At 38.4% G+C, this 19,473-nt stretch carries 20 protein-coding genes and 1 pseudogene; 11 read left to right on the forward strand and 10 right to left on the reverse strand.

Features of this window, described 5'->3' with window-relative positions; genetic code table 11:
- Positions 1-14: 14 nt before the first annotated feature.
- The gene (locus tag PJ15_RS08975; RefSeq protein ID WP_047429999.1) at positions 15-926 is read right to left on the reverse strand and encodes an alpha/beta hydrolase; all 912 of its coding nucleotides are present in this window, start codon (positions 924-926) and stop codon (positions 15-17) included.
- Positions 927-1,130: 204 nt separating this feature from the next.
- Between PJ15_RS08975 and PJ15_RS08980 the strand changes: the two genes are divergently transcribed.
- Positions 1,131-1,568 (forward strand): DUF2147 domain-containing protein, encoded by a 438-nt coding sequence (locus tag PJ15_RS08980; RefSeq protein WP_004657126.1) that lies wholly within the window; start codon positions 1,131-1,133, stop codon positions 1,566-1,568.
- Positions 1,569-1,636: 68 nt separating this feature from the next.
- Here the strand turns inward: PJ15_RS08980 and PJ15_RS08985 are convergent, their stop codons facing one another.
- Complete coding sequence (locus tag PJ15_RS08985; RefSeq protein ID WP_047430001.1) at positions 1,637-1,987, reverse strand: arsenate reductase; 351 nt, start codon at positions 1,985-1,987, stop codon at positions 1,637-1,639.
- Between the two features lie 437 nt (positions 1,988-2,424).
- On the reverse strand, positions 2,425-3,249 hold the full coding sequence (locus tag PJ15_RS08990) for an exodeoxyribonuclease III (protein ID WP_004776279.1): 825 nt from the start codon (positions 3,247-3,249) through the stop codon (positions 2,425-2,427).
- A 41-nt stretch (positions 3,250-3,290) separates the two neighbouring features.
- On the opposite strand from PJ15_RS08990, the gene pyrE reads away from it, so the two are divergent.
- The 3 genes from pyrE (at position 3,291) to PJ15_RS09005 (ending at position 6,182) form a co-directional block, all read left to right on the forward strand.
- On the forward strand, positions 3,291-3,941 hold the full coding sequence (gene pyrE / locus PJ15_RS08995; RefSeq protein ID WP_004776276.1) for an orotate phosphoribosyltransferase: 651 nt from the start codon (positions 3,291-3,293) through the stop codon (positions 3,939-3,941).
- A 499-nt stretch (positions 3,942-4,440) separates the two neighbouring features.
- A complete protein-coding gene (locus PJ15_RS09000; protein WP_047430005.1) occupies positions 4,441-4,872 on the forward strand; it encodes a hypothetical protein in 432 nt (143 codons plus the stop codon).
- A gap of 2 nt (positions 4,873-4,874) precedes the next feature.
- Positions 4,875-6,182, forward strand: a complete 1,308-nt coding sequence (locus PJ15_RS09005) for a PQQ-dependent sugar dehydrogenase (protein ID WP_047430007.1) — start codon at positions 4,875-4,877, stop codon at positions 6,180-6,182.
- A gap of 47 nt (positions 6,183-6,229) precedes the next feature.
- Here PJ15_RS09005 and PJ15_RS09010 read toward each other — a convergent pair.
- The 5 genes and pseudogenes from PJ15_RS09010 to PJ15_RS09030 all read right to left on the reverse strand — a co-directional run bounded on the left by PJ15_RS09010 (position 6,230) and on the right by PJ15_RS09030 (position 11,642).
- Positions 6,230-6,948 (reverse strand): annotated as a pseudogene (locus tag PJ15_RS09010) (SDR family oxidoreductase).
- Between the two features lie 198 nt (positions 6,949-7,146).
- The gene (gene ddlA, locus PJ15_RS09015) at positions 7,147-8,256 is read right to left on the reverse strand and encodes a D-alanine--D-alanine ligase (RefSeq protein ID WP_047430009.1); all 1,110 of its coding nucleotides are present in this window, start codon (positions 8,254-8,256) and stop codon (positions 7,147-7,149) included.
- Between the two features lie 237 nt (positions 8,257-8,493).
- The gene (locus tag PJ15_RS09020; protein WP_047430011.1) at positions 8,494-10,203 is read right to left on the reverse strand and encodes a tetratricopeptide repeat protein; all 1,710 of its coding nucleotides are present in this window, start codon (positions 10,201-10,203) and stop codon (positions 8,494-8,496) included.
- Between the two features lie 127 nt (positions 10,204-10,330).
- A complete protein-coding gene (locus PJ15_RS09025; protein WP_005260183.1) occupies positions 10,331-10,744 on the reverse strand; it encodes a divergent PAP2 family protein in 414 nt (137 codons plus the stop codon).
- Between the two features lie 19 nt (positions 10,745-10,763).
- Complete coding sequence (locus PJ15_RS09030) at positions 10,764-11,642, reverse strand: decaprenyl-phosphate phosphoribosyltransferase (RefSeq protein WP_005260181.1); 879 nt, start codon at positions 11,640-11,642, stop codon at positions 10,764-10,766.
- Positions 11,643-11,670: 28 nt separating this feature from the next.
- Between PJ15_RS09030 and PJ15_RS09035 the strand changes: the two genes are divergently transcribed.
- The 3 genes from PJ15_RS09035 to PJ15_RS09045 are packed head-to-tail and all read left to right on the forward strand — an operon-like array spanning position 11,671 to position 14,142.
- On the forward strand, positions 11,671-12,084 hold the full coding sequence (locus PJ15_RS09035) for a GtrA family protein (protein WP_032863994.1): 414 nt from the start codon (positions 11,671-11,673) through the stop codon (positions 12,082-12,084).
- A complete protein-coding gene (locus PJ15_RS09040; RefSeq protein WP_047430014.1) occupies positions 12,085-13,386 on the forward strand; it encodes an FAD-binding oxidoreductase in 1,302 nt (433 codons plus the stop codon).
- Positions 13,387-14,142, forward strand: coding sequence for an SDR family NAD(P)-dependent oxidoreductase (locus PJ15_RS09045; protein ID WP_005260175.1), 756 nt, complete (start codon positions 13,387-13,389; stop codon positions 14,140-14,142). It begins immediately after the preceding gene.
- A 57-nt stretch (positions 14,143-14,199) separates the two neighbouring features.
- Here PJ15_RS09045 and PJ15_RS09050 read toward each other — a convergent pair whose 3' ends face one another.
- Together PJ15_RS09050 and PJ15_RS09055 are read right to left on the reverse strand one after the other, a co-directional pair.
- A complete protein-coding gene (locus PJ15_RS09050) occupies positions 14,200-14,403 on the reverse strand; it encodes a DUF3565 domain-containing protein (RefSeq protein ID WP_047430017.1) in 204 nt (67 codons plus the stop codon).
- Positions 14,404-14,856, reverse strand: a complete 453-nt coding sequence (locus PJ15_RS09055) for a MarR family winged helix-turn-helix transcriptional regulator (RefSeq protein ID WP_047430020.1) — start codon at positions 14,854-14,856, stop codon at positions 14,404-14,406.
- Positions 14,857-15,034: 178 nt separating this feature from the next.
- Between PJ15_RS09055 and PJ15_RS09060 the strand changes: the two genes are divergently transcribed.
- The 4 genes from PJ15_RS09060 (at position 15,035) to murC (ending at position 19,460) form a co-directional block, all read left to right on the forward strand.
- Positions 15,035-15,517 carry a glutathione peroxidase gene (locus PJ15_RS09060; RefSeq protein WP_047430022.1) on the forward strand — a complete coding sequence of 161 codons (483 nt, stop codon included), beginning with the start codon at positions 15,035-15,037 and terminating at the stop codon, positions 15,515-15,517.
- Between the two features lie 215 nt (positions 15,518-15,732).
- Positions 15,733-16,677 (forward strand): glutathione synthase, encoded by a 945-nt coding sequence (gene gshB / locus PJ15_RS09065; protein ID WP_047430024.1) that lies wholly within the window; start codon positions 15,733-15,735, stop codon positions 16,675-16,677.
- A 226-nt stretch (positions 16,678-16,903) separates the two neighbouring features.
- The gene (murG, locus tag PJ15_RS09070) at positions 16,904-18,001 is read left to right on the forward strand and encodes an undecaprenyldiphospho-muramoylpentapeptide beta-N-acetylglucosaminyltransferase (protein WP_081401154.1); all 1,098 of its coding nucleotides are present in this window, start codon (positions 16,904-16,906) and stop codon (positions 17,999-18,001) included.
- Positions 18,002-18,014: 13 nt separating this feature from the next.
- On the forward strand, positions 18,015-19,460 hold the full coding sequence (murC, locus tag PJ15_RS09075; RefSeq protein WP_047430026.1) for a UDP-N-acetylmuramate--L-alanine ligase: 1,446 nt from the start codon (positions 18,015-18,017) through the stop codon (positions 19,458-19,460).
- The last annotated feature ends 13 nt before the right edge of the window (positions 19,461-19,473 follow it).

Raw genomic sequence — 19,473 nt, forward strand, 5'->3', positions numbered from 1 at the left:
CATTTTGATGATGCTTAGTCGCGATCTAAGGCATGTGCGAATTCAGCAATATCTGCCAAGGCTTGTTTAGCCTCAGGGAACCAGGCATTAAACATCTGGAAGTTATGCCACATGCCTGTATAAAGTTTAAAGTTCACCTCTACATCGGCCTTTTCAGCTTTTTCTCTAAAGCGCTTTGAATCATCCAGCAAAATCTCTTTAGAACCGACTTGTACCAAAGTCGGTGGTAAGCCTGTCAGATCATCAAATAGCGGTGAAACACGGGGATCATCTGTCTGAATACCATCTGTTAAATAATGGTTGATACCAGCCTGCAACGCTTCAATGGACAGTAATGCATCATGTTTTTGGTTGAAGCGTAACGATTCACTGGTTAAGGTTAAATCCAGATAAGGAGACATCAAAATCAGGCCGCTTGGCATTAGTTCAGGTTGTTGTTTCAGGCGTAAGCACAATGCCAAGGCAAGGTTCGCGCCACAAGAGTCACCTGAGATAATGATATCTTTGGGTTTAATACCTTGAACCAGCAATGCTTGATAGACATCAAAAATCGCATCAATGGCTTCAGGAAAAGGATGTTCGGGTGCGAGTGGGTAATCAACATGAATCACCTGCATTTGCGTACGTGCCGCAATATCGGTCATCAATGCACGATGGGTATTGAGACTACCCAAGAAAAAAGCACCGCCGTGAATATGTAAAATTAATTGTGTTGCCGAAGCTTGAGCTTTAATTTCCTCACCACGGACACCCGCTAAGCGTAATGGTCGAATTTGTACTGTTGGATTTTGTGGAAATATGCGACAGAGTTGATCCAGTAACGGCCGTAAAGCATTGGGTGCCAAATTAAATTGGCTCGGTGTCCGAATCGTCGCTTTAAGTAAAGATTCAGTAAAATAATATTTCCAAACAGTAGCAAATTTCATAATTTTTCCATATTGTTAGATGGGTATACCGATAAGAAAATTCTTGAATATAAGTAGCGCCTAGACATCATGATAAAAACTGAAAAATTGTGCGCTATGTCACTCTTACGCAGGTTATACCAAATAGTCATAATCAAGAATTGCAATATTGATTGAACTTCTCAATACTTTCAGTTTGAAAGACCCCTTAAGGATATTACAAAAATGAAGAAAATTGCTCTAGCATTTGGATTGCTCGGTTTAACAACTTTTGCCAATGCAGCGGATGCGCTGAATGGCAGTGTTTGGCAAACCATTGATGATGAAACAAAACAGCCGAAGGCGATTGTGAAGTTTACTGAGCAAAAGGATGGAACCCTCACCGCGTCTATTCAAAAATATTTAGTAGCAGGTCAGGAAAATGCGTGCTCTAAATGTGAAGGGACTTATCACAACAAACCACTTAAAGGCGTGACCATTGTACATGGCCTTAAAAATGTAGGTGGTGTGAATTACGATGGCGGTTCAATTATTGATCCTAAGAACGGTAAAACCTACAAATTAAAAGCTGAAATTATCGAAGGTGGTAAAAAGCTGAAATTACGTGGTTATATTGGCGTTGCAGCTTTAGGTCGTAACCAGACCTGGATTCGTACCAACTAAGCACAAGATAAACATAAAAAAACCGAGCCTGATGACTCGGTTTTTTTATATCTGCCATTTATTTAGATTTAAGCAGATAGATCTTGATAAGTTGCTTCATCAAAGCCTATGACAAATCCTTTTGGCGTTTGCAATACAGGACGTTTAATCAGACTTGGTTGAGCAATCAGTGTTTCAATCAGGTTTTGCTCATTGCTAGTTGCATGCGCTTGCTCATCAGCAGTCAATTTACGCCATGTTGTGCCTTTTTTATTCAAGACTTTATCTGCACCAATCTCTTTTAGCCAGATTGTTAGCGTTGCAGCATCAATACCTTGTTTCTTGTAATCATGGAACTCGTAATCAATTCCTTTTGCCTGTAATGCATCAAAGGCTTTTTTCATCGAATTACAATTTTTAATACCATAAATTTTAAACATGTGAAAAAACCATAGAAAGAATGAAAAATATGGATCAAAGCCTAACGTAAAAAGCAGGTGATGTGCCAGTTGAAATTTTTTATTAAGTTAATCGGTAGGGGGGCAAGATGTAATGAAATGATCAAAACGATCATACTTTTTGAGCAAAAGTGCTAACGACAAGGTGAAGAGAAAATATCTAATATCTAGAAAAGAGAAAACCCGCATTTAATCTTCCTGATTATGCGGGTCTCATTTCAACGTCCAATGTCTCATCCATGCAAATAAACTTGAATCAAGTTTATTTTATCTTCCTACGGCGTCCTATCCCTTTTTGGTCATCCTGACCGCTTCCCTGTGCCGTGAAGCTATAATGCCGTTCTAGCTGGTAAATAAAAATACACAAAAGCGACAAGTTCTGTAAGCTAAAGAAGCGGGTTAAGTGAACAAGTGTTCACTTATTCGTGTATTTTGTAGTCGATAATCACGGGCGCATGGTCGCTAAACCATTGTTCTTTATAGACCCATGCATTCGCAGTACGTGCTTTCCAGTCTGGAGAGCATGAATGATAGTCGATACGCCACCCGACATTTTTCGCACGCGCCTGACCACGATTTGACCACCATGAGTACAACTCTGCTTCTGGTCGCACCTCACGGAAGGTGTCTACATAGCCCAACTCATCATACATATGATCGAGCCAAGCACGTTCATGTGGCAATACGCCAGATGACTTCTGGTTACCTGACCAGTTTTTAATATCAATGCGTTTGTGCACGATATTATAATCCCCACACACGATGATTGATTTATTCTCGTCACGCCATTGTTTTAGTATTTGGGCGTACTCTTGTAAGAACACATCTTTGCGTGCTTGTGCTTCATCACCGCTTGATCCTGATGGCAAGTATAACGAGGCAATATGAACGGTTTGTGACAGGCCTAAATCAAATTCAGCCGAAATAAAACGGCCTTGAGTATCTGCCAGTTCAAAGCCTAAGCCGTTGGTGACGGAGACGAAAGGAAGGCGACTATAAATTGCTGTGCCAGCATAACCTGCACGCTCAGCTGGGAATAAGTGGGTATACCATCCTTCAGGCTTAAATTTATCCGTCCATTGCTCATGCGTAATGCGACTTTCCTGCATACACACCACATCTGCACCTGACTGTTCTAACCATTCGAGTAGGCCTTTGGTGACAGAAGCACGCAGGCCATTTACGTTAATTGAAACGACTCGAAGAATTTTTACATCACTTGGATAGCTATCCTTTGGTATCATACGTCTGTTTAACCTCAATTAAAGAATTTGGAGCACCTTATATGACAACGCCTGTGTCATTTCATCCGCAAGCTTTTATCGAACTCGCATTATCACGTGGTGTGCTTAAATTTGGTGAGTTTACCTTAAAATCAGGCCGTGTCAGTCCTTATTTCTTTAACGCGGGTTTACTCAACGATGGTGAAGCGCTGTCTTTACTGGCACAAGGCTATGCCGATAAACTGGTACAGTGTGACAATGTTGGTGTGATTTTTGGTCCAGCATACAAAGGAATTCCTTTTGTGGCTGCTACAGCAGTGGCTTTGTCTCAAGTGCATGGCAAAAGTGTACCGTGGGGCTTTAACCGTAAAGAAGCCAAAGATCATGGTGAAGGCGGTGTGTTGGTTGGTGCATCAGTTGCAGGTCAGAAAGTCTGGATCATTGATGATGTAATCACAGCAGGAACTGCGATTCGTGAAGTGGTAACCATCTTGAAAAATGCAGGTGCTGAAATTGCAGGCGTTTTGGTAGCTCTAGATCGCCAAGAACGTGGTCAAGGTGAACTTTCTGCGATTCAGGAAGTGCAAAAAGAATTAGAAATCCCAGTGCATGCCTTAATTACCATGAAAGATTTGATGGATTATCTGGATGCCAAAGGCGAGAAAGAAGCTTTAGCCAATATGCAGGCTTATCGCGAAAAATATGGCATCTAAGTTTTAGATGTAAAAAAGGAAGCTGAGGCTTCCTTTTTTATTATGAAATATTTCACATATGTGTGGTCAATCAGAAAAAATGAAAGTTTTGACGGAAGGCGACTATTTAATCTTACAAAATAGTCTCTTTTATTTAACATAATGAGAGAGTTTACAATTTATTACTCGGTAATCGTATAAGAACAAATCACCTTCAGCTGTAACGCTAAATAAAAACAAAATTACGAAAGCATAAAAAACTCAGAATTTATTTTTATTTTGAAACCTATTGTTAAGTAAAAAACTCAAAAATGTCTGTTTTCGCCATAGCGATGGAAGCAGTTTTATTTATTTACCAAAAGTTTTTTGAGAATCAGTATTTGATGAATTTTGACAGCTATTTCATAGAATACTTATAGTGGATAAAAATTATACAGACTGGTGTTTCAGTAAATTATAAGCGCATTTCACTTAAATCATTATTGAACACCTATAAATAATCTAAAAGGAAGAAGTTTGAATGAAAAAAAACAATCCAAGATCTGGTGTTCTATATTACATTTATATGTTATTGAATCCATTGCCTTTCGGTTTCTTCGTTGCAGGTTGGATTTTTGATATTTTTTATAATAAAACTGCTGAGGTCTTATGGGCAAAGGCAGCCGCATGGTGTATTACGTTTGGATTACTATTTTGTATTATTCCACGTTTTATCAATCTATTTTATGTGTGGTTTCGGCCAGTTATAGAGCAAAGGAGGCCAGATGTTGTGGGGTTCTGGCTCTATGGTTTTGCCATCATTGCAGCGACATTTAATGCCTTTATACATAGCCGTGATGCTTTTGCCATCGTTCCAGCAAATATTATTCTATCAACGCTGACGGTCCTTCTTATTGCTCTGCATTATCTATATCAATCCACTCATATACAAAATAAGCTGATTGGAGAATAAATATGAAAATATCAAATACATTTTTCTTTTCAGCTTTGGTTAGCGTTGGATTATTCGGCTGTTCTGGTGGGCAACCACTTGATCCTCAAACACAATATGGCCCAGACCCACAATTACCTGAAGCCCAGAATTTCCTTGTTCCCCCGATGAAAGTGCCGAATGGAGTAGGTTGGAAAGCTCAACAAACACCTACGGTTGCTGCGGGTTTAAAAATTGAAAAGATTGCAGATCAGCTCGAGCACCCGCGTCAACTATATACCTTGCCAAATGGGGATATTCTTGTTGTGGAATCTAATAGTCCTGGAGAGGCGCCACTGACCTCACCGAAACAGGCGATTGCTGGTATTGTTAAAAAATCATCAGGAAAAGGCGGTAAAGGGGGAAATCGTATCACTTTACTTAGACTAGAAGCAGATGGTCATTGGAAGAAATATAAATTCTTGGAAAACTTACATTCTCCTTTTGGTGTGCAATTAATTGGTAATCATCTATATGTGGCAAATACCAATAATATTATGAAATACAACTACGAGGAGAATGCGACCAAGATTACCGACCAAGGTGTTGAATTGTCTGATTTGCCAGATACGGTGAATCATCATTGGACGAAAGCTTTATTGGCGAGTCAAGATGGGCAAAAATTATATGTGGGTGTGGGCTCAAACAGTAATATTACCGAAAATGGATTGGCGATCGAATATCGCCGTGCAACTGTTTTAGAGGTTGATGTTGCCACCGGGGCGAGTCGTATTTTTGCCAGCGGGATTCGAAATCCAACCGGATTGCAATGGGAACCAGAAACTGGAAAGTTATGGACCATTGTCAATGAGCGTGATGAAATTGGCGCTAGCTTGGTGCCTGATTATTTAACCTCGGTGCAGGAAAAAGGGTTTTATGGCTGGCCGTATAGCTATTTCGGTCAGCATGTCGATGAGCGTGTTCAGCCTCAACGACCAGATCTGGTTGCCAAAGCGATTAAACCTGATTATGCATTAAGCTCTCATGTTGCACCTTTAGGCTTATGGTTTGCTTCAAATACCACTCAGCTATCTGAGCGGTTTAAAAATGGCGCATTTGTGAGTAATCATGGCAGTTGGAATAGAGACCCTCTCAATGGCTATAACGTCATCTTTATTCCATTTAAAGATGGAAAACCAAATGGCATGCCTGTCACTGTAGTCAATGGTTTCTATTCCAAAGATGAAAAATCTTTATACGGTGCACCAGTCGGCCTCACAGAAGATAAAACTGGTGCTCTGTTGATTGCGGATGATGTCGGAAATACGATATGGCGCGTTTATTCGCCTTGATGAAATAGTTATAGTTTCTATTCTGAGGCCCAAATTGTTCTAAGAATTTAGATATTTTTATCCAGCATGGCAGGCATGAGTATTTCTTTGATGCAAGCTGCTTTGCTGGTTGAAATAATAAAATGAATCGCCTGAATCACATCTGATAATGGAATCAGAGAATATTTAGTTTCTTCTAAAATGGCTTGAGTCGATTTGTCGATCTCGTATTCACTGGCAAGGTAGCCTAAGTTTAGTACACTGACGCCAATCAAGTGTTCACGTAAGATTTCTCGAAGGGATTGTGCAATGCCTCTTAGGACAAATTTGGTAGCGGAGAAAACAAGTTCTTTACCATTATGATTATCAACGCCCCAAGTGGAACCAATCAGAATGATTTTGGCATTATCGGAGAGTTTTAGATTTTCAATGAGAGATTGAATCGACAAGATACAGGTGGTGATATTGGTGTTAATGATTTGGTTGATTTCAGTAGCAGAAACATCTTCAAAGTTATAGTCTTCGCTAAAAGCATGTTGTTCCCAGATCCCGACATTGTAAATCAGCACATAATTTTTTGTTGTCCAATTGCTATTTTGATATCGCTTACCGCTTGTTCAGGATTGGATAGGTCAGTACAAATCCAGCTTAAATTTGGAATTTCTTTTGGTTGGCTGCGAGATACGCCATAGATGGTATCTGTTGGCTTTGGTACAGCTTGAACAATGGCCTTGCCTAGGCCTTTACTGACACCATATATGAGGAATGTTTTCTTTGAATGACTCATCAATCTATCCGTATTTTTTTGATTAAAAAATCACTATAAAAGCTCAAGTTGGCTTGAGGTCAAGCTTCAAATATGTGAAAGGTTTTTTGTTTTAAGATGAAAAGATTGAGAGTGAAATAAAAAAGCCGTTGCAGAAGTAGAGTGACTGCTACAGCTTATAAAAAGTGATTAAGACTGATGAGATAATTTTTAAAACATTTACACTCTTTTATCTAAAGAAACTGTATTTTTTAGTTGAGCATCATTCTCATGATGTTCAATTGCGAGTTCTATTAAGCGGGTAATGAGATCAGAGTAATTTAACCCGCTTACTTCCCATAGCTTTGGAAACATACTTATATTGGTAAAACCAGGTAAAGTATTTATTTCATTGATAAATATCTCTCCATTTTTTGTTAAAAAAACATCAACTCTTGCAAGCCCTGTACACTCTAAAACTTCATAAGCTTTAATTGATATCTCTCTAATTTTTTCGCTAATTTGATCTGGTATGTTTGCGGGGATAGTCACTGTTGCCCCTTTGTCATTAATATATTTTGTGTCATAGGAATAGAAGCTATCTTCAAGTTCAATTTCTCCACAAACACTTGCTGAAGGCTCATCGTTACCGATAACGGCACATTCTATTTCTCTGCCATCAATCCCTTGCTCAATCAATACCTTATTATCATAAGTGAATGCCATTTCTAAGGCTGCTTCAAATTCTTCTGGAGAAGTGACTTTATTGACCCCCACTGAAGATCCTTGATTAGCGGGCTTTACAAATAATGGGCAGCCAAGCTGAGAGCTTGCGATTTCAAAGCTTATATTCTTTCTATTCTTTTTAGCTAATTTTATGAAAGGTGTGATATTTAAACCTGCATCTCTTAATAATCTTTTCGTTATATCTTTATCCATACACATAGCTGAACTTAAGACTTGAGAACCAACAAATGGAAGGTTCACCATTTTTAACAATCCTTGCAATGAGCCATCTTCTCCAAGTGTTCCATGAACAATAGGAAAAATCACATCTAATTGTGATAGCGTTTTGTCTTGAAACTCAATAATTTGTTCCTCATTTTTACCAGGAATAAATGCGATATTTCTTCCTGATTGATGAAGGGAAATCAGAGATGGATTATCTGAATTTAGTAAAAAATGTGTACTTTCATTGAGATGCCATATTCCATTTTTATCAATACCGATCAATGTCACGTTAAATTTATCTTTATCTATCGCATCAACAATATTTTTTGCGGATTGAAGAGACACTTCATGCTCGGTAGATTTTCCTCCAAATATAATGCCAACATTTTTTTTCTGCATATCTTTATTCCCTTGCGTAATTGAAAATTTCTTGCATTAAATACTAAATATTAATCTACACTTTAATGATGAAAAATTATTTTTTTGCTGTCCAATTGTTGTCTGGGTATAACTTGCTGCTTATTCTCGTTTGGAAATAATTTTTTAAAATTAATATGATATATGGGAAATTATAAAAAAGCCGTTCCTGTACACTGGGCTTGGGAACGGCTTACTATTAGGTTTAAGGGCTTAATGTTATTTCAGCTTAAGTGCTTCCAATGAAATTTCTGCTGGTAAATTTCCTTTATCTTTTAGTTCGGTTAATATTCTTAAAGCGATTTTTTTATTTCTAATAAAGCCATTGTTTCCATGCAAATAATTGATAGCCAACATGAATTTGGCTAAATCATTTCCATGGTTAGAAGCTTGTATTAATAAATTATTTGCCTTCTTAATATTTTTCTCGATACACATCCCGTTTCTATACATGATAGATAAGTTATACAATGCATGCTTATTTTGATTTTGGGCAGACATCTCAAACATCTTTAATGCAGAACAATAGTTTCTAGATGTATGTATTCCATGAAAATAGAAATAGCCAAGAGTATTTTGCGCTTCTGTACTTCCTTTTTTTGAAGCTTCGATATAGTAATTAATAACCAATATGTTGAGTTTATCTTGTTTGATTTCTTCTTGACTTAAAAAGAAAAGTTGTGTGATTGAATTGACATCTCCAATACTTAATCTAATATTGGATAAAGGTAACGGATCATTTAACTTAATAAGTAAGTCCTGATCCCATTTCTCTCTTTTTTCCCAAGGATGGTTTATTTCGTAAAAATTTGTAAAAGTACTTCCTATTCCTAGAGGTCCTAATAATAATGAAACTAAAGAATAGGAATATATAAGTTTTTTGAAATTTATAAAATTTGATGCAATTAAATTCCTGTCAATATTATTCATTATTGCTAATGACATAAATATTACGGAAAGGTTGAAGAAGAATAATGCAATCCATCTAATATAATCAAATGCTATTAAAGTTAGAGCTAAGGGAGATGCTGAAAAGAACAACATTAAAAGGAAAGTTGTTTTGTTTGTGCTTTTTTTAATAAATAAAAGAATAGGAGAGCAAAATAGAAATGTAAAAAATATTTTTAAATATGCTTTAGTTTCAAAGAAAGTCTGATAGTTTGTTACAAAATTTTCTTTTAATGTCAGTAGCGATGTACTTACCGCATAAGGTTGAAAGTGGTCATAATACATGAAACTTTCAATAATTGAGTTAACCTGGAAAGTAGACATTTTCCCAAAAATAACTACAGCAACCAATAGTATAAAAGACTCTACACCAATCAGTAAAATGTGGCTTATTTTTCTATATTTTTGATAGTATATAAATGCCAAAGTTGGAACGAAAAATATTAGCATCGCTTCATGTGTCAATGCCATTATTGGGAGTGTTAATAATATAAATGTTAGGACAATAGATTTTCTTACATTTTTTAATATAAGTAGAACTGAAATCAATAAAATAATTTGACCAATGTGATCAAAGCGAGATAGTTCTCTTACCCATTGGGAGGTTAAGAAGGATAAACTAAAAACACATAATGAAAAAATTATAATATATTCATTTTTAAAATCTAATTTCTTGAAAAAACTATATGTAATTCGGGTGAAAAGATAGAATAAGACCAATAGTAAGAGAATTGATGCTATACGAATATGTTTATAAGTTGGATCTACTCCTAAAATACTTAGTAATTCACCGGGTAAAGCTCTTCTTACAAAACCATAGTCATAGCTAAATACCCACTGGGAGTATAAATAGTCATGTAGTCTTATTGTGAAATCAAAAGAATAGATATTGCTATGGATAAATAAGATTATAATGAGAGTGAATAGGGAATATAAAATAAACTTAATATATCCCTCATTACCTTTAATGAACATGTTCATAGATATACTACTAGAAATTAATTTTGAAATAACTATTAATTAACCGACATTAGGTTAATAAAACAAAAAAATAAATTGGTGACTAAATTAACATTTAGAGTTATGTAGTCACGAATTAATATTTTATTTATAACGTACTCGCTAAATAAGCAACCAGACAACCTACCAGTACACCAGCTAAGATCTCAATCTTTGTGTGTCCCATACGTTCTCTTAGCTGTTTGTATTCAGGTGTATCTTTAGCCAGATGGTTAATCACTACCGCATGTTTACCAATAGCTTGTCTTAAACTATTTGCATCTAATAACACAATAAATGATAGGGTAAGTGCAACACCAAAAGCAGGGGTATCAATACCTTCTTTTATAGCGATAAGCGCGGTCATACTACTTACAATGGCACTGTGATTACTTGGTAATCCACCATAGCCAATTAAGCCAAAAGCCAGTTTCCTGGCTTTAATTGAATTAATAAGAAACTTTAGACAGCCCGCAACTAGCCAAGCTAGAAATGGGGTAATAAGGTAAATATAAGACTTCACGTAATAATCCAAAATAAAACTAAGCTGGCAATAATGTCCAGATACAACATGCGACCCATAAGACAACGGTTAATAATATTTGCCAGTCTTGAGCGATCACATCGGTTGGAGATTCTCCACCTTTTAGTGTTTCAACAATAAACCAGTAACGGAACAATCCAAACATTACAAATGGGATGGTGATAATGAGCTGTGGCTGCACTTCCATCGTATACAGGCTATAAAAAATAATTGCTGTAACGGCAGACATACCTGCAAAACGGTCAATCAGACTAACTGAATAGTGCTCAAGTACCCCACGTCCTTGAGAGCCACTTTGTATCAGTTCCTGACGACGTTTAATTGACGCGAGATAAAGTGAAATACTTAATGTTGTAATAAACATCCAGTGAGAGACTGGCACTGCAAGAGCTACAGCACCTGCATATACACGTAACACAAAACCAAAGGCCACGATGAAAATTTCAATCACAGGCTCATGTTTCAGTTTAAAGGTATAGGCCCAGTTCAGCAGTAAATATACTGCGATCACGTAGATGACTTTAGGTGCGATTAACCAGGAAAATCCTAAAGCGATATAAATCAGAGTTAATAGTATAATTGCACTCTGAGGACTCACTTGACCTGAAGCTAAGGGGCGTTTTAGAGACTTTTCAGGATGTGCTCGATCTTTTTCTATGTCCTTTAAATCATTCACGATATAGACTGCGGAAGCAGCCAGACAAAATAAAAAAGCGGCAAATAATACAGAATAAATAGATCCTAAGTTTAGGAATTCACCTGCAAAGATTAAAGGTGCAAAAACAAAGGTATTTTTGAGCCACTGTTTTGGCCTAATTAGTTTAATCAGTCCTGGGATTTCTGCTAGAAATGACCGATTTTCTGCTATATCATACATTTTTTTTTCAGCGCTATATTAAATATAAATGATGGACTCGATTAAGCTCGCGCTGCTTTATACAGCGTTTGCTATAGTTGCTACGTTTTGCAATATTATAGCACAAGATATTTCTAGTTATATTTATGTTGGAAATTTTTATATTTTTATATCAATTGTTATTGGCACGGGTGTTGGCCTAGTTGTTAAATACATTTTGGATAAGAAATATATTTTTAAATATAAAACACAGAATACCAAACATGATGGAAAAGTCTTTATTCTTTATACCATCATGGGCCTTTTTACGACAATTATTTTCTGGGGTTTCGAGTTTGGGTTTCATATCGTTTTTGAAACCAAAGAAATGCGTTACCTAGGTGGAATAATCGGTCTAATGATTGGCTATATTTGCAAATATTACTTAGATAAACGTTTTGTGTTTCGTAAGGTTGAGGCATAAATGAAAAACGTACAGGCCTGGGGTAGGCTTTCTAATACTGAACATCACGCTATTCCTTTAATAATACCTTCACAAGCCTCTAGACAAATACAGCATGGCGGCTTTCCAGGCATTGCCCATGGTATGGGGCGTAGCTATGGCGATGTCGCATTAAATGGCAATGGTACTCTATGGTTGACCACAGCCATGAATCATCTGATGTCTTTTGATTTAAATACTGGGATTTTACACTGTGAAGCAGGTGCGACCTTACAAGATATTCACCGGACATTGATCCCGCAAGGCTGGATGTTGCCTGTAACGCCAGGCACGCAGATGATTACCGTCGGTGGTGCGATTGCAAATGATGTACATGGTAAAAACCATCATGCTTTTGGCTCTTTTGGTGACCATGTTCTGCAAATAAAACTTGTACGAACTGATGGTGAAATTATTGAGTGTTCAAAGACTGAAAGAGCAGATTGGTTCTATGCAACTTTAGGTGGAATTGGCCTAACAGGTATAATTTTAGAGGCGAAAATACAATTGCGTCCGGTTCAAAGTTCGTGGATTGATGCAGAAACTATTCCTTATCACAATCTAGATGAATTTTTTTCACTCTCTGATTCATCTGAACCAGACTGGGAATACACGGTATCCTGGATTGATTGTATGAATGGTGCGAATGCCAAAGGACTTTTTTCGCGGGGAAATCTGGCGAGTGTGTCTGCGCAAGCAGAACCTGAAATTAACGATAAAACATTTCCAATTACACCTCCTATTTCATTGGTGAACAAACTCAGTTTACCTCTCTTTAACTTTGCCTATTTTCATGGCAACTCGTTAAAAAGCCAGTCACAAAAAGTACATTACGAGCCATTCTTTTATCCATTAGATGCCATGCACGAATGGAATAAAATGTATGGGCCAAAAGGTTTTTACCAATATCAAAGTGTTGTTCCGAAAGAGATCGGTAAAGAAGTTACCCAAGAGATGTTAAATGCGATTAAAAAGTCGGGCGAGGGCTCGTTTTTAGCCGTATTAAAAACATTTGGTGATCGTGAGTCTGGTGGATTACTGAGCTTTCCAAAATCTGGTGTTACTTTGGCGTTGGACTTCCCTAATCGTGGTGAAAAAACGTTAAAACTGTTAAATGAATTGGATCATATTGTCGAGCAAGCACAAGGTCGTCTTTATTTAGCCAAAGATGCTCGTATGCCAAGATCACTATTTGAAGCGGGCTATCCGCGCTTAAATGAATTTTTAAAATATCGGGATCCCGGCATCAGCTCGGAAATGTCTCGTCGTCTATTAGGGGCCTAAATGTCAAATCAACCAAAAATCTTAATTGTAGGCGGGACGTCTGCTATTGCTGAACACTGCGCCAGACTTTGGCTTAAACAGCAGCCTTGTGAAATTATTTTATTGGGTCGTGATCAAGAAAAATTACAGCGTGTTGTGAATGATCTTAAGGTGCGTACGCCGCAGGCCAATATCCAATTCCAGACTGTTGATTTTGTAAATGCTACAGCGATTCAGGATTGTATTAATACCATTAATCAACAAGGGAAAATCGATATTGCGCTGATTGCTCATGGTAATTTACCTGATCAAGAGCAATGTCAAAATGATTTACTCAAATGCCAACAGGCAATCGAAGTTAATGCACTTTCACCTGTATTATTTACAGAGAGTATTGCGAAACATATGATTGAGCATAATCATGGTAAATTGGCTGTGATTGGCTCAGTAGCGGGTGACCGTGGACGTAAATCAAATTATGTATATGGTGCATCCAAGGCATTGATTGATAAATACCTGCAAGGATTACAACACCGCCTAGCTTTAATCGGTTCTTCTGTTACAGCAACTTTAATTAAGCCGGGTCCAACAGCAACACCAATGACGGCTGGAATGTCTGGCAAAGGAAAGCTTGCCTCACCTGAGCAAGTTGCTAGTGATATTGTGCAAGGAATTGATAAAGCTAAATTGACAGTGTATACACCAGGTAAATGGGCAATCATTATGATGATTATCCGTAATCTACCTTTCTTCTTATTTAGAAAAATGGATATCTAAACTAAAAAGATAATTAAAAAGCTCAATCATATATTGGGCTTTTTTAGTTATCTGGGTTTAAAAGCACTCACCATTTATCTCCTCACACTTCTTACATTCCAACATCACTCCTAATTTTTCATTCCGCCCTTGTTCGGTTAACACCCAAGGACGATTTTGCCACGGTGGATCATGACGGACATGCTGACCATGCCCACAGGCGAGATCAGCAACATAATGTCCTTCTTCATCGAGATGAAAACCGACAATGGCCTGCTGCATTTAATTTTCCATAGACTCGAGTTTCGATTGTTCCAAACCCTTTAAAAAACGATGGCACAGATTATGAATTGCCTGCAGATCATTCTGCTCCATGCCTAAAGCGCAGGCGAGTTTAAACGGAATTGCGATAATCTCATCTTTTGCCGCCAGCGCTTTTTCAAGCAAAATCACTTTTTTCATTCGTTCGTCTTCTTTGACTGCGACACGTTTTAAAAACTGTTTTTCTTCTAGTTTTTTAATAATGGGTGTCAGCGTTCCGGAATCAAAAAAAGTCTTTTGTCCAATCTCTGACAACATCACATTGTCTCGCTCATATAACGCTAGCAACACAATAAATTGCGGATAGGTCAGATCGTATTCCTGAAGCAACGGACGATACTGGCGAATCATGGCATTGGTCGCGGAATACATGGCAAAACACACTTGGTTATCCAAAAATGAAACTTCAGCCATGATGTTTTTTGCTCGACTTGATTGTTGAACATTCAGTATAAATTGGATTGTTTAAAAAGTACATTGTGCATAATTAACTTGTACACAATATAATTGTGTGCAATATTAAATAAGCAAGCTGAATGATTAAGCAAACTATTTTGAGTAATTCCACCATTGGGTAGATGAGAGAACACCTATGAGCAAAATTTATGATTTTCAGGCTGAACTGTTAGAAGGCGAGCAAAAGAAGCTTTCTGATTATCAAGGTAAAGTATTATTAGTCGTGAATACCGCTAGTCAATGTGGTCTAACGCCACAATTTGAAGGTTTGGAAAAGTTATATCAAGACTATCAAAAACAAGGACTGGTGATTTTGGGTTTCCCATGTAACCAATTTGCCAATCAAGATCCATCCAGTAACGAAGAAATCGGCAGCTTCTGTCAGCGTAATTATGGCGTGTCATTTCCAATGTTTGCCAAGATTGATGTGAATGGCCCAACAGCACATCCCTTGTATCAATATTTAACTTCTGAAGCCAAGGGGATTCTGGGGAGTGAAAGTATTAAATGGAACTTCACCAAATTCCTGATTAATCAAAATGGTGAGGTGGTAAAACGCTACTCGCCGATCACCAAACCTGAAAAAATTGCCAAAGATATTCAAAAACTTTTGGCTTAAGTTGAATTTAAAATTTGATGTTTTACAAATTACTGGCGATCGATTCATTTGCCAGTAATTTTTATCCATAAGAAAATCGTTTATTCAAATAAATAGAATCTAGTGATTTGAATAAATTAGAATTTTTTAGATTTAATAATTACATAACTTGTTTAAACATCATCAGTAAACTTCGTTATACTTTTTGCCAAGATTAAAAATACGAGCGTCAGATTATGCGTGTACTTGTAGTGATGGACCCGATTGAAACTGTGAATCTTAAAAAAGATTCAACCATGGCAATGTTATGGGCGGCCAGCCGTCGCGGACATGAATTGGGTTATGCATTACAGCACGATTTATATATCGACCAAGGCAAAGCTTTTGGTCTGATCTCTCCTTTGAAAGTATTCGAAGATTACAATCATTATTACGAGTTGGGTGAGAAGCGCAAAGAGTCATTAGCGGATTACGATGTGGTATTAATGCGTAAAGACCCACCGTTTGATATGAATTTTGTCTATACCACCTATATTCTGGAACAGGCTGAGCGTGAAGGTGCGTGGATTATCAATAAGCCGCAATCGCTACGTGACTGCAATGAAAAGCTATTTGCTACCCAGTTCCCAGAACTACAAGTTCCCACTTTGGTGACGTCTCAACAAAGCCTGATTCGTGAATTTATCAAAGAACATGGTGATGTGATTGTGAAACCCCTTGATGGAATGGGCGGCATGGGCATTTTCCGTTTGTACCAAGATGGGGTAAACATCGGTTCGACGCTGGAAATGCTCACAGAAATGGGTACACGTCCGATCATGGCACAACGTTATATTCCTGAAATTGTAGAAGGTGATAAGCGTATCTTGATGGTCAATGGTGAACCGATTCCATATTGTCTGGCACGTATTCCACAAAATGGTGAAGTGCGCGGTAATCTGGCGGCAGGTGGTTTAGGACAGGCTCGTCCACTGACTGAAAATGATAAATTGATTGCAACAAAAGTTGGCCCATTCTTACGTGAAAAAGGTTTGGTTTTCGTTGGTCTGGATGTGATCGGGAATTATGTGACTGAAATTAATGTGACCAGCCCAACCTGTATCCGCGAGATTGATGCACAATTCGGTACCTCGATTGCAGATGATTTATTTGCAGTGCTGGAAGCTGGGCTTAAAAATTAAATAATTCTTATTTTTTGACCAAATTGCCCGTTTGTATTTACTCGAATTTTGGATGCAAATGGGCTTTTAGATATCGGCAGTCTCTAGTTTTTAACAAAGAATCGAAAAAAGCTCAGCTTTCTGTTGTAAACAAGTGAAATTCGCTTTTCGTGAATGAAGCTTTAGGATTAAAATAACGCTCGAAAACAATAGACGATAACCTTTTTTTGAGTTGAAGAATTAAACCGTGACCAATTCACCACAGAACAAACCCAAACATGTCATGATGATGGCCGCTGGTACAGGTGGACATGTTTTTCCTGCGCTTGCTGTTGCCAAACAACTGCAACAAGAAGGCTGTCAGGTCTCTTGGTTGGCGACCCCGACGGGAATGGAAAACCGGTTACTCAAAGATCAAAATATTCCAATTTATCAGATTGATATTCAAGGTGTACGTGGCAATGGTCTGCTACGTAAGCTCAGTGCACCATTTAAAATTTTAAAAGCAACCTTAAGCGCAATGCGCTATATGAAACAGCTGAAAATTGATGCTGTCGCTGGTTTCGGCGGTTATGTCGCTGGGCCAGGTGGTTTGGCTGCACGTTTGCTGGGTATTCCTGTGTTGATCCATGAGCAAAATGCGATTGCAGGTTTTACTAATACCCAACTGGCACGTATCGCGAAAACCGTATGTCAGGCTTTTCCAGATACTTTCCCAAGTAGTGATAAAGTGGTGACTACAGGAAATCCTGTGCGTGCTGAAATCACTGCGATTTTGAATCCATCATGGCGTTACCAAACTCGTGAACAGGAACAATTGCCACTAAATATTTTAATTGTGGGTGGTTCATTGGGGGCGCAAGCGTTAAATGAGCGTTTGCCAGAAGCATTAAAAAAGGTCAGTGTACCGCTGAATGTATTTCATCAATGTGGTCAAAATAAGCAAGATGCGACGCGTGCACTTTATCAAGGTGCATCTGAGCAATTAAATATTCAGGTTGAGCCATTTATTCATGATATGGCCAAAGCGTATAGTGAAGCTGATTTAATTATTTGCCGTGCTGGCGCGTTGACTGTGACAGAAGTTGCAACAGCGGGTCTGGCAGCGGTTTTTGTTCCTTTACCTATTGCGGTGGATGACCACCAGACTGCAAATGCTAAGTTTTTGGCAAATGCAGGTGCTGCAAAAATTTGCCAACAAGCAGAAATGACACCTGCTGTTTTAGATGAGTTATTTGCCAGTTTGCTCAATCGCCAGCTACTCTCTGAAATGGCAATTAAAGCACGTCAACAAGCACAACCGAATGCGACGCAGCATGTGGTTGATCTGATTAAAAAATTGTAATTCGAGTTTATCTATGTCTCCTACAAATCCAAACCAAGCCAAAAAGCTGATTAAAGTGCCAGAAATGCGCCGTATTAAAAATATCCACTTTGTTGGTATTGGCGGTGCGGGGATGTGTGGTATTGCTGAAGTATTGAGTAACCAAGGTTATAAGATTTCAGGTTCAGATATTAAAGCGTCGAAAACGACAGCTCAACTCGAAGCAAATGGCATCAAGGTGTTTATCGGCCATTCGGCAGACAATATTAAAAATGCCAATGTGCTGGTGGTATCGACTGCGATTGATCCTGAAAATCCAGAGATTAAAGCTGCAATTGAACAACGTACACCGATTGTGCGCCGTGCGGAAATGTTAGGTGAGTTGATGCGTTACCGTCATGGTATCGCGGTTGCGGGAACACATGGTAAAACGACAACCACAAGTTTGTTGACTACCATGTTGGCGGAAGAAAACCTTGATCCAACTTATGTGATCGGTGGTTTGCTGAATAGCACTGGGGTCAATGCTGCGCTGGGTGAAAGCCGTTTTATCGTGGCAGAAGCGGATGAGTCGGATGCTTCATTCCTGTATTTGCAGCCGATGGCAGCCATTGTGACCAATATCGATGCAGATCACATGGATACCTATGAAGGCAGCTTCGATAAATTAAAAGATACGTTTATCCAGTTCTTGCATAACCTGCCATTCTACGGTTTGGCAGTTGTCTGTGGTGATGACGCCAATATTCGTGAGATTTTACCGCGTGTAGGCCGTCCGGTATTAACTTACGGTTTCAATGAAGACAACGATATCCGTGCTGTTGATGTAGCTCAGGAAGGCATGCGTTCGCACTTTACGGTATTGCGTAAAGACCGTGAGCCATTACGTGTCACTATCAACCAGCCTGGCTTGCATAATGTCCTAAATGCGCTTGCTGCAATTGGTGTGGCAACCGATGAAGGCGTTTCTGATGGTGCGATTTGCCGTGCCTTAGAAGGCTTTAGCGGTGTTGGTCGTCGCTTCCAGGTTCAAGGTGAATATGAAGTTGGCGAGGGCATGGTGAAATTGGTGGATGACTATGGTCACCATCCAAAAGAAGTTGAAGCAACCATTAAGGCTGCACGTGCCAGCCATCCAGATCGTCGTTTGGTGATGTTGTTCCAGCCGCACCGTTTTAGCCGTACGCGTGACTGTTTTGATGACTTTGTGGATGTATTATCACAAGTCGATCAATTGTTATTGTTAGAGGTTTATTCAGCAGGCGAAAAACCAATTGTGGGCGCTGATAGCCGTGCTTTGGCGCGTAGTATTCGTCTGCGTGGTCAAGTGGAACCGATTCTGGTTGATCCAGTGGAAGGGAATTTACCAAGCGTTTTACAAAAAGTGTTACAAGCTAATGACCTGTTATTAACACAAGGCGCGGGTAACGTGGGTGCAATTTCGGTAGAATTGGCTCAGCATCGTTTGTATGCCCAATAATTTTGTTTTTTGA

This window comes from Acinetobacter sp. neg1 (assembly GCF_000788125.1).
Lineage (GTDB): Bacteria > Pseudomonadota > Gammaproteobacteria > Pseudomonadales > Moraxellaceae > Acinetobacter > Acinetobacter vivianii.

Excerpts from the sequence above, each read along its gene's own strand:
- PJ15_RS08975 (WP_047429999.1), bottom strand. The coding sequence starts at position 926 with ATGAAATTTGCTACTGTTTGGAAATATTATTTTACTGAATCTTTACTT.
- PJ15_RS08980 (WP_004657126.1), top strand. The coding sequence starts at position 1,131 with ATGAAGAAAATTGCTCTAGCATTTGGATTGCTCGGTTTAACAACTTTT.
- PJ15_RS08985 (WP_047430001.1), bottom strand. The coding sequence starts at position 1,987 with ATGTTTAAAATTTATGGTATTAAAAATTGTAATTCGATGAAAAAAGCC.
- PJ15_RS08990 (WP_004776279.1), bottom strand. The coding sequence starts at position 3,249 with ATGATACCAAAGGATAGCTATCCAAGTGATGTAAAAATTCTTCGAGTC.
- pyrE (WP_004776276.1), top strand. The coding sequence starts at position 3,291 with ATGACAACGCCTGTGTCATTTCATCCGCAAGCTTTTATCGAACTCGCA.
- PJ15_RS09000 (WP_047430005.1), top strand. The coding sequence starts at position 4,441 with ATGAAAAAAAACAATCCAAGATCTGGTGTTCTATATTACATTTATATG.
- PJ15_RS09005 (WP_047430007.1), top strand. The coding sequence starts at position 4,875 with ATGAAAATATCAAATACATTTTTCTTTTCAGCTTTGGTTAGCGTTGGA.
- ddlA (WP_047430009.1), bottom strand. The coding sequence starts at position 8,256 with ATGCAGAAAAAAAATGTTGGCATTATATTTGGAGGAAAATCTACCGAG.
- PJ15_RS09020 (WP_047430011.1), bottom strand. The coding sequence starts at position 10,203 with ATGAACATGTTCATTAAAGGTAATGAGGGATATATTAAGTTTATTTTA.
- PJ15_RS09030 (WP_005260181.1), bottom strand. The coding sequence starts at position 11,642 with ATGTATGATATAGCAGAAAATCGGTCATTTCTAGCAGAAATCCCAGGA.
- PJ15_RS09035 (WP_032863994.1), top strand. The coding sequence starts at position 11,671 with ATGATGGACTCGATTAAGCTCGCGCTGCTTTATACAGCGTTTGCTATA.
- PJ15_RS09040 (WP_047430014.1), top strand. The coding sequence starts at position 12,085 with ATGAAAAACGTACAGGCCTGGGGTAGGCTTTCTAATACTGAACATCAC.
- PJ15_RS09045 (WP_005260175.1), top strand. The coding sequence starts at position 13,387 with ATGTCAAATCAACCAAAAATCTTAATTGTAGGCGGGACGTCTGCTATT.
- PJ15_RS09050 (WP_047430017.1), bottom strand. The coding sequence starts at position 14,403 with ATGCAGCAGGCCATTGTCGGTTTTCATCTCGATGAAGAAGGACATTAT.
- PJ15_RS09055 (WP_047430020.1), bottom strand. The coding sequence starts at position 14,856 with ATGGCTGAAGTTTCATTTTTGGATAACCAAGTGTGTTTTGCCATGTAT.
- PJ15_RS09060 (WP_047430022.1), top strand. The coding sequence starts at position 15,035 with ATGAGCAAAATTTATGATTTTCAGGCTGAACTGTTAGAAGGCGAGCAA.
- gshB (WP_047430024.1), top strand. The coding sequence starts at position 15,733 with ATGCGTGTACTTGTAGTGATGGACCCGATTGAAACTGTGAATCTTAAA.
- murC (WP_047430026.1), top strand. The coding sequence starts at position 18,015 with ATGTCTCCTACAAATCCAAACCAAGCCAAAAAGCTGATTAAAGTGCCA.